General features: G+C 71.9%; 7 protein-coding genes. All 7 read right to left on the bottom strand.

Features of this window, described 5'->3' with window-relative positions:
- Nucleotides 1-675: 675 nt before the first annotated feature.
- Complete coding sequence (locus tag DEI82_RS15235) at nt 676-1,455, bottom strand: polyprenol monophosphomannose synthase (protein ID WP_111037500.1); 780 nt, start codon at nt 1,453-1,455, stop codon at nt 676-678.
- Between the two features lie 51 nt (nt 1,456-1,506).
- Nucleotides 1,507-2,229, bottom strand: a complete 723-nt coding sequence (locus tag DEI82_RS15230) for a class F sortase (protein WP_146242948.1) — start codon at nt 2,227-2,229, stop codon at nt 1,507-1,509.
- Between the two features lie 23 nt (nt 2,230-2,252).
- Nucleotides 2,253-3,404, bottom strand: coding sequence for a glycosyl hydrolase family 8 (locus DEI82_RS15225; protein WP_181435247.1), 1,152 nt, complete (start codon nt 3,402-3,404; stop codon nt 2,253-2,255).
- Nucleotides 3,405-3,426: 22 nt separating this feature from the next.
- Nucleotides 3,427-4,266 (bottom strand): DUF4397 domain-containing protein, encoded by an 840-nt coding sequence (locus tag DEI82_RS15220; RefSeq protein ID WP_111011591.1) that lies wholly within the window; start codon nt 4,264-4,266, stop codon nt 3,427-3,429.
- An 80-nt stretch (nt 4,267-4,346) separates the two neighbouring features.
- On the bottom strand, nt 4,347-6,332 hold the full coding sequence (locus tag DEI82_RS15215; RefSeq protein ID WP_111037497.1) for a glycosyltransferase family 39 protein: 1,986 nt from the start codon (nt 6,330-6,332) through the stop codon (nt 4,347-4,349).
- Nucleotides 6,329-7,852: a glycosyltransferase family 2 protein gene (locus DEI82_RS15210; protein ID WP_181435246.1), complete on the bottom strand. Its 1,524-nt coding sequence runs from the start codon at nt 7,850-7,852 to the stop codon at nt 6,329-6,331. The genes DEI82_RS15215 and DEI82_RS15210 overlap by 4 nt, the downstream gene beginning before the upstream one ends.
- A complete protein-coding gene (locus tag DEI82_RS15205) occupies nt 7,845-8,453 on the bottom strand; it encodes a GtrA family protein (RefSeq protein ID WP_111013604.1) in 609 nt (202 codons plus the stop codon). Before DEI82_RS15205 ends, DEI82_RS15210 begins: the two co-directional genes overlap by 8 nt.
- Between the last annotated feature and the right edge of the window lie 63 nt (nt 8,454-8,516).

The following is an 8,516-nucleotide window of genomic DNA, read 5'->3' as shown; positions in this document are numbered from 1 at the left end:
GGAGGACGGAGGACGGAGGACGGAGGACGGAGGACGGAGGACGGAGGACGGAGGACGGAGGACGGAGGACGGAGGACGGAGGACGGAGGACGGAGGACGGAGGACGGAGGACGGAGGACGGAGGACGGAGGACGGAGGACGGAGGATCTCGCGTGCACCACCAGGTGCGCGCGGACGCCGCGGGATCGCCCGCACGTCCACGTCCACGTCCACGTCTACAACGCAGGAGAACCCACGAGCCCACGGGAACGCGGCGGAGCGCGCGACCGATCCTCCTGAGTTGTCGCGTCTCGCGCGCCGGCGGCCCCGGATCCCGATCGACCGCCCGCGGCCCGGACCGACAGTGGGACCGCGCCCGCTCACGTCGAGAGCGCAGGAAGCGGCGCACGCCATGGCGACGCCCGGGAGGCCCGGCACCGGTCCTCCTGCATCGTCACCAGAGGAGGGGGACGCTGGCACGGTGCCCACGCTCGGCGGGCCCGACCGGCGTCCCACGCCGTCCTCGCTCGCGTCGACAACGCAGGAAGCTCCAAACGCCATGGCGACGGCCGGGAGGCGCGGGCACCGGTCCTCCTGAATTCTCGCCAGAGGAGGGCGACGGTGAGCGGGGCGGCGCCGCGCCGCGCCCGAGCCACGCCCCCCGCGCGCCCGACCTCCGCCGCGCGCGGGCGAGAGCTACGCCGCGACGTGCGCGTTCGCGCGCACCGACGGCAGCCGCCGCCGGTGCAGCACGAGCGACTTCACCTCGCGGATCCTGCGGTCGACGCCCCACTTCGTCACGAGGGTGAGCGACTCGCGCACGATGTTCCCGCTCATCTTGGACACGCCGAACTCGCGCTCGGTGAACGTGATGGGCGTCTCGACGACGCGGAGCCCGGCTTCGAGCGCACGCCAGCACAGGTCGACCTGGAAGCAGTACCCGCGCGACGCGATCCCGGTCAGGTCGATGCGCCGGAGCGCGGGGGCGGTGAACACGCGGAACCCGCCGGTGGCGTCGTGCACCGCGATGCCGAGGGCGAGGCGGGAGTACAGGTTGCCACCGCGCGAGAGCAGCGACCGGTGCCAAGGCCAGTTCTCGACCTCGCCGCCGGGGACCCAGCGGGAGCCGAGCACGAGGTCGTTCGTCTCGGACAGCTCGAGCATGTGCGGCAGGTACTCGGGGTGGTGCGAGCCGTCGGCGTCCATCTCCACGAGCCGCTCGTACCCGCGCTCGAGCCCCCAGGCGAAGCCGGCGAGGTAGGCGCCGCCGAGACCGTTCTTCTCGGACCGGTGCAGCACCCGCACTCGCGGGTCCGCAGCGGCGAGCTCGTCGGCGATGGCGCCGGTGCCGTCGGGCGAGTTGTCGTCCACGACGAGGACGTCGACACGGTCCGATGCCCGCAGCGTGCGCGCGACGATGGCCCGCACGTTGTCCTTCTCGTTGTACGTGGGGATGACGACGAGGGCGTCGTTCATGCGTGATGTCTCCTCGGTGGGCACGAACGGACGATACCGTTCACGCACCGCTCAGTCGTTCGCGAGGTCTGCGAACACGATCAGGTTGTCGACGTAGTGGCCGGTCGCGCGGTCGAACGCGCCGTCGCAGGTGATGAGCCGCAGCTCGGGCGTCGGGGTGGGGCCGTAGACGTCGTTCGTCGGGAACGCGGTCTTCGGCGCTCGTTCGGTGCCGGTGACCGTGAAGTGGATCGTGGTGCCGTCCGACATGCCGACCGCGATGTCGTCTCCGGGAGCGAGTTCGTCGAGCTTGAAGAACACGGCTGCGCTCGTGATCGAGTCGACGTGCCCCGCGATGACGGCCGGTCCGGTGTGCCCGGGGACGACGCCGTCGCTGAACCACCCCGCGTCCATCCACTGGGTCGGCGGTTGCAGCGCGCCGCTGGCGTCCTTGTGCAGGTGCTCGAGCGATGCGTCGACACCGATGGACGGGACCTCGACCCGCGTCGGTGTCGCGTCTGCCGCGGTCGTGGGGGCGCGGTTCGCGGTCGGGTCCTGGAGGCCCGGGGCCGCGTTGGTCCCACCGCCGCCGGACGAGCGCGACGACCCGGACGAGTTGGCACCGCCAGCGTGAGCGCCAGCCCCGGACGACCGCGGCGCACCGGAGGCACCCGCGGCGTGCGCGCCCGCCGCAGCCGACGTACCGGTGGCGCTCGGAGCCTCCCGGCCGGCCGCCACCGCGGTGGCGACCCCGGCACTCCCACCGACCACCACGAGCGCGGCGGCGCCGGTCACCCACATCCAACGGGGCAGGCGGATCACGACGCACCGCCCGAGCTCGTCGCGCAGCCGCCGAGGACGTCGGAGGTGAGCATCGTCGCGCCGAGCGCGGCCCACGCGTCGCCGTAGTACGTGTGCGTCGTGGCCGCGGTGCGGTCGGCGCGGAGCAGGTCGCGCGACGCCGCGGTGGTCGACCCGGTGGCCTGCTCGCTGGCGGCGCGAGCCGCGTAGGCGAGCGCGCTCGTCGAGTCGGTGACCGCGGTGCCGCCGAGGTCGAGCTGCGCGGCGAGCTGGGTGTTCCGCTGGAGGGTCGGTGCGATCGAGCCGGCGAGCGCCCGGTCCGACGCGGTGCACGACTCGGCGTACCGGAGCGGCATGCGCATCGCGTCCCACCCGTAGACCACGGGGCCGCCGGTGCCGTTCGCGGACGGCATGGGGTCGACGGTGCCGTCCTGGTGGACCTGCGACCAGTCGCTCGGCAACGCCGCGTTCGCCAGGATCGTCCCGGTGACGGCGTGCGAGCCGCGTTCGAGCTGCTCCCATCGCGGGTCGCCGGTCGCCTTCGCGAGGACCGCGAACGCGACGGGTGACGCGTACGACGCGTCGTAGGCGTACGGCTGGCCCGTCGCGGCCCACGGGCCGGGCAGGAGGATCCGCCCGGCGTCGGTCTGGGCGGTCTCGCGATCGAGGATCGCCGACGCCATCTGCTTCCCGGCGGTCGTGTACGACGGCCGGTCGAACCGCTCGCCGGCGAGCACGAGGGCGCGTGCGGCGTCGAGGTCGGCGTCGCTCGCCGACTGCTCGTCCGCGGTCCCGCCCTCCGTCGTCCACCGCCAGGCGAGCAGGTGGTCGTCGCCCTGGAGGTGCTGCCTCGTCCACGACCAGATGCTGCGGAACCGCCGCTGGTCACCCGATGCGAGCGCGACGAGCATGCCGTACGCCTGCCCCTCGCTCACGGTGTCGCCGCCCTGGTCGGTCCGGACGACGCGGCCGCCCCGCACGTACCGGTCGAGGAAGTCCTCGCGGAGCGTCGCGGCCGATCGCCGTCCGCCCGGGGCCGAGCCGGACGTTGCGGTGGAGGCCGGTTGCGCCGCCCGCTCGGTGTCCGTCGATCGGCCCGGGGCCGTCGCGACGATCGCGATGCCGATGGTCAACGCGACCGCGACGACGGCCACGAGGGCCGAGGTCATCCACTGTCTCCTCGTCATGCGGTCAGTGGGCCAGCCCGTGGAGGAACCGGATCACCGCGTGTTCGAAGCGCGTGAACGGCCCCTCGGCGGCGGTGCCACCCCCACCGGTCTGGACCCCGCCGACCGGGGCCGAGGCCGTCGCGGCGCTGTCGACGACGGGCACCACCGTGAGCTTGCCGGCGCTGTTGTCGAGGACGAACAGCGTCGAGACGGTGCCGCTGCCGAGGTCGACCGAGGCCGTTCCCCGCTGGCCTCCGCCGGACACGTTCAGGGTCCACTTGCCGGCGTCGACGGTGGCGTACTGCGTCGCGGTGCCGAACCGGGCGTCCTGGGCGACCGTCGTGCCGGTGGAGGTCTTCACGTCGATCTCCTTGGCGTTCGTCGCGGCCTGCACGAGTCGGAGTCGCGCCTGGCCGTCCCCCGGCTTCGTGAGGTCGTCGGCGAACGCCGTGGTGCGCAGCCGCTTGTTCTTCCCGTAGGCGACGACGGTGGTCGGCGAGCCGGCCTTGACGGTGACGTCGGTGGAGATCACCGGCGTCGAGTCCGGCGAGTCCGCCGCCCGCATCGACAGCACGTACGTCCCGGCGGGGAGCTCCTTGTAGGGGCTCACCTGGCCGTACTCGACGTCGTCGAGCTCGAACACCTTGGCCCCGCCGGACAGGTTCGACAGCTGCACGTCGACCCCCTTCGTGTCGGGCGACAGGTGTCCGACGCGGAGCCAGCCGTCGGGCTGGGCGGCGGCGTTCGCGGGGGCGCCGACGCCGACGGTGGCGGCGACGACGACACCGGCGACGGCGCCGGCGATGGTGAGGCGCCGGGCGCGGAGCGTTCGGGTGGGCGTCGTGGTGGTTCGGGTGGACATGAGGGCTCCTCCTGCGGAATCGGGTCCGCGTCGGTTGTCGGCGTCGTGGTGGTGCGGGGGCCAGGGACGCCCCCGCACCGTCACGGCGTCGAGGTGACGACCGTGGTCGCCGGGTCGATCGCCGAGAAGGTGATCGTCAGGGTGTCACCGGAACGCAGGACGCGCTTCGGTTGGAACGTGCCGGTCATGGCCTGCAGCGTCTTCTGCATGCGCACGGTGGCAGCGGTCGAGGTGCCGTGGACGACGAGTCGGCGGAAGGTCTGGCCGGTCTCGCCGGGGAGCGGCGTGAACGTGTCGAGGCGCACGGTCTGCGCGGCGAGCAGCTGACCGAGCACGAGGATCGCCCGTTGGTCGACCTGGCCCGCGCGCAGCTGACTCGCGGCCTCGTCGGTGGCGTGCAGGCCCGGGTTCCGCGCGAGCTGCGTGCCGAGCGTCTTCCGGACGTCCGCGGCGCGGGTGATCTCCGTCCGTGCTGCAGTGTGGCCCTCGGAGTGGATGCGGCGCACGTCGACCTCTTGGTCGCCGGTGCCGAACGAGGCGACGATGCTCGAGTTCGCGATGGCGGCGTGGACGTCCTTCGAGCTCGTGCCGCCGGTGCGCATCGAGTCCGTCGTGACGACGTAGTCCGAGTCGCGCCACCCGTCTGGCGACTGCCGCTCGACCGCGCCGTCGGTGTCGAGCTTGTAGTACCAGATGACGTTGTCGCGGGCGAAGCCGTCGTGGACGAGGTCCACCCACATCGCGTCGTCGACGAGCAGCCGCGAGCTCTTCGGCACGTTGCCGCCGACCCAGTTCTCGGCCTGCTGCATCGGCTTGTCCAGGTCGGCGAGGAAGAACCCGCGGAGCTGCACGGTCCACAGCGGGACGGCCACCACGAGGGCGGCGGCGCACGCGACGAGCCAGGTGAGCCCGACCGCCCGACGAGCGCGGACCCGACGGCGTCCCAGACCCATGACGGCGATCACCGCACGCTCGGCGGTGTACGCCACGAGGACCGCACCGATCGGGATGAGCATGATGACGTACGGGACCGGCAGGTAGCCGTTCGGTCGGAACATCATCGCGAGCAGGAACACCAGGAGCGCGGCGATCGGTCGGACCCGGCGCAGGAACAGCCCGACGATCGCTGCGGCCGAGCCGAACACGATGAACACGGGGTCGAGGTCCCACCACTGGGACACCGCCTTCGACGCCAGGCTCGACGGGTCGAAGATCGATCCGCTCGCGTTCCTGGAGCCGAGCTGGTACGTGATGCCGTCGAGCAGGCTGACCTGACCGGAGCGCGGCAGGAGTTCGCCCTTGACCGCGGCGAGCATGATGTACCCGCCGCCGATGATGGCGAGCACGGCGCCGGCGACGCTCAGTGCGTACCGCCGCGTCGAGGGGTCGGCGCGGCGGATCGCGATCCAGGCGACGAACGGCAACGCGAGCAGGTAGGTCTCCTTGCTCAGCACCGCGACCCCGAGGCACGCGGCCGCCGCGGTGAAGCCGGCGAGCTGCTGTCGTCGGCTCAGGGCGAACACGAACGCGGCGATGAGCCACGGCGTCGCGACGTTGTCGATGTACACCGTGCGGTGGTACTGCACGGCGAGCGGGGACAGCGCGAAGAGCAGCCCGGCGACGGTGGCGCCCGCCCGCGACAGCCCGAGCTTGCGTCCGAGGACGAACAGGAGCGCGGCGGACACCACGGCGAAGAACACCATGGCCTCGCGGGCCGCGTCGACCGCGTACGGGTAGCGCAGCCACGCGCCGGTCAGCTGCGTGTACCCGGCGATCTGGATCCAGCCGAGCGGCGGGTGGTCGTACCAGTACGTGTAGTGCGTCAGTTCGCCGAGGTGGCCGATGGCCCAGGCCTGCGCCGTGTAGGTGCCCTCGTCGTCGATGCGCTGCGGGGTCCCGGTCATGTTCCAGGCCTGCACCACCGCGGTGATCGCCAGGAGTGGGGCGACCCAGACGAGACTCGCGCCGTGCCGGGCGACCCACGTCGCGATGAGCGACTGGTCACGGAGGGCACGACCGGTCCCGATGTTGCCGGCCGCCGGGGTGTGTGTCGCGCTCGCGGTCATCGGTCGCCTCCTCGGGTGGTGTCCGCGCCGGCCATCGCCAGGACGCCGTGCGAGCTGGTCGGTGCCGCCACGTCCTGGGTCACCGCGGATGCGAAGCCCTGGACGGCGGCGGGACGGTGCTGGTTCGTGTGCTCGGTCTTCTCCCAGGCGTTGAGACCCTGCAGGTGCCGGACGACCGCCCGGACGGCGGCGGCGGCGAGGAAGATCTGGTACGGCACGAGGCCGACGACGAGCTTGACGTAGTCGCGGATGCGGACCTTCTCCTGGTAGATGCGGCCGAACTCGTTGAGCCCGACCACCTCGACGGCCAGGAGCATCAGGGTGGGCGCGACGGGGATGAAGCTGATGAGCGCGATGACCGTCGGCACCTTGACGAACACGATCATGAGGACGCTCAGCGGGATGAGGAGCCCCGTCGCCGCCTGGATGAACGGCATGGTGAGCAGGTACCGGGCGAAGAACCGCTGCTTCGCGCTCGGGAGCTGCTTCCACTCCCCCTTGCCGAGCACCTGCAGGAACCCCTGGTTCCAGCGCGTGCGCTGCTTGAGGAGGGACGCGAAGGTCGGCGGGGTCTCCTCGCGGGTGACCGCCTCCGGGCTGTAGGCGACGACCACCTTGGCGCCGTCGGCGGAGAGCCGCACGCCGAGCTCGCAGTCCTCGGCGAGGCAGCCGGCGTCCCAGCCGTTCGACCAGTCGAGACGTTCCTTCGTGACGAACACGGTGTTGCCGCCGAGGGGGATGAACTTCGACTCGGCGTGGAAGTGCAGGCGGGACCGGAACCAGAAGTAGTACTCGAGGACGTTCCGCAGGCTCCACCAGCTCGACCGGAAGTTCATGAGCTGCACGCCGCCCTGCACGACGTCGGCGCCGGTCTCCTGGAACCGGGAGTCGACGAGCGTGAGCAGGTGGGGGTACACCTCGTCCTCCGCGTCGAACACGCCCACGACGTCGCCGGTCGCGTGCTGCAGGGCGAGGTTCATCGCCTTCGGCTTGTTCTTCGGGGCGGTGTCGTCGACCACGACCCGGATGAGGTCCGGGTGGCGTCGGGCGGCGGCCCGGACGACGGCGTCGGTCTCGGGGTCGTCCTCGCCGACGATCGCGATGATCTCGAAATCGGGGTGGTCCTGCCGGGCGAGCTGGTCGAGCGTCTCGCCCATGACGTCCTGTTCGTGCCGCCCCGGCACCAGGAGCGTGAACCGGTGGGCCGCGGGACGAGGGCTCTGGCTGAAGCTGGTCTGCCGCAGCGCCTCGCGCGACCGCCATGCGTGCAGCATCCACCAGAGGGTCGACAGCGCCACCACGGTCAGGAGGATCGACACGGCGATGAGCGCCGAGTACCCGATCCACTCCCCCAGGCTCCACACCGCGTGGTGGGTGGACCCGGAACCGCCGGTCGGCACGGATGTGGTGCCGCGGTTCGGGGTGTCGGTCGCGGGCGCGTCGTGACTCGGCTTCAACAGCGGGCCCGCCGCCGTGATGCGCGAGATCGACGCGAGCGCCGCGACTGCTGTCTCATTCATCAACCGGTGCCTCCTTGATGCGGAAAACGACTGCCTTGTAGGCGACGAAGCGGAAGATCGTGCCGAGCACGAGGCCGACTCCGTTGCCGGCGACGTTGTCGGCGAGGGTCGAGGTGAAACCGAGCAGGTAGTGGGACACGAAGAGGCACCCGGTCGCGATGCCGAGCCCGATGAGGTTCGACAGGACGAACAGGGCACCTTCGCGAGCCGTCTCTCGACGGTTCGCGGTCCGCTGGGACCGGAACGTCAGGAACCGGTTGCCGAGCCACGCGACGAGGGTCGCGACGGCGACGGAGACGATCTTGGCGCCGACGGGCTTGTCGTCGAGCACCGTGGCGCGGAGCAGGTTGTAGACGCCCACGTCGACCACGAAGGACACGCCACCGACCGCTCCGAACGACGCGAGTTCCCGGACGGCCGCGGCCTTCGGGAGGCGCCGACGAACCGAGGGCAGGGGGCGCCGACGCACGGCCGGCGGGAGGCGCACCGCATGGGGACGGGACCGTGGGACGACGGGTACGCCTCCGGTCACCGCCTCCACGAGGACGTCCGCCGTCCCCTGAACGGGTCGCCCCTGGACGGGGGTGGTTGCTCGGGTCATGACACCCATTCGAGGGTGGTCCCCGCGACGGTTTGGGCCGGGTACAGACATGTGCAGGCCATT

Source organism: Curtobacterium sp. MCBD17_019 (genome assembly GCF_003234555.1).
In the GTDB taxonomy this organism is placed as follows: domain Bacteria; phylum Actinomycetota; class Actinomycetes; order Actinomycetales; family Microbacteriaceae; genus Curtobacterium.
Note: the sequence above shows the minus strand (reverse complement) of the source record. Positions and strands in the feature narration are given on the sequence as shown.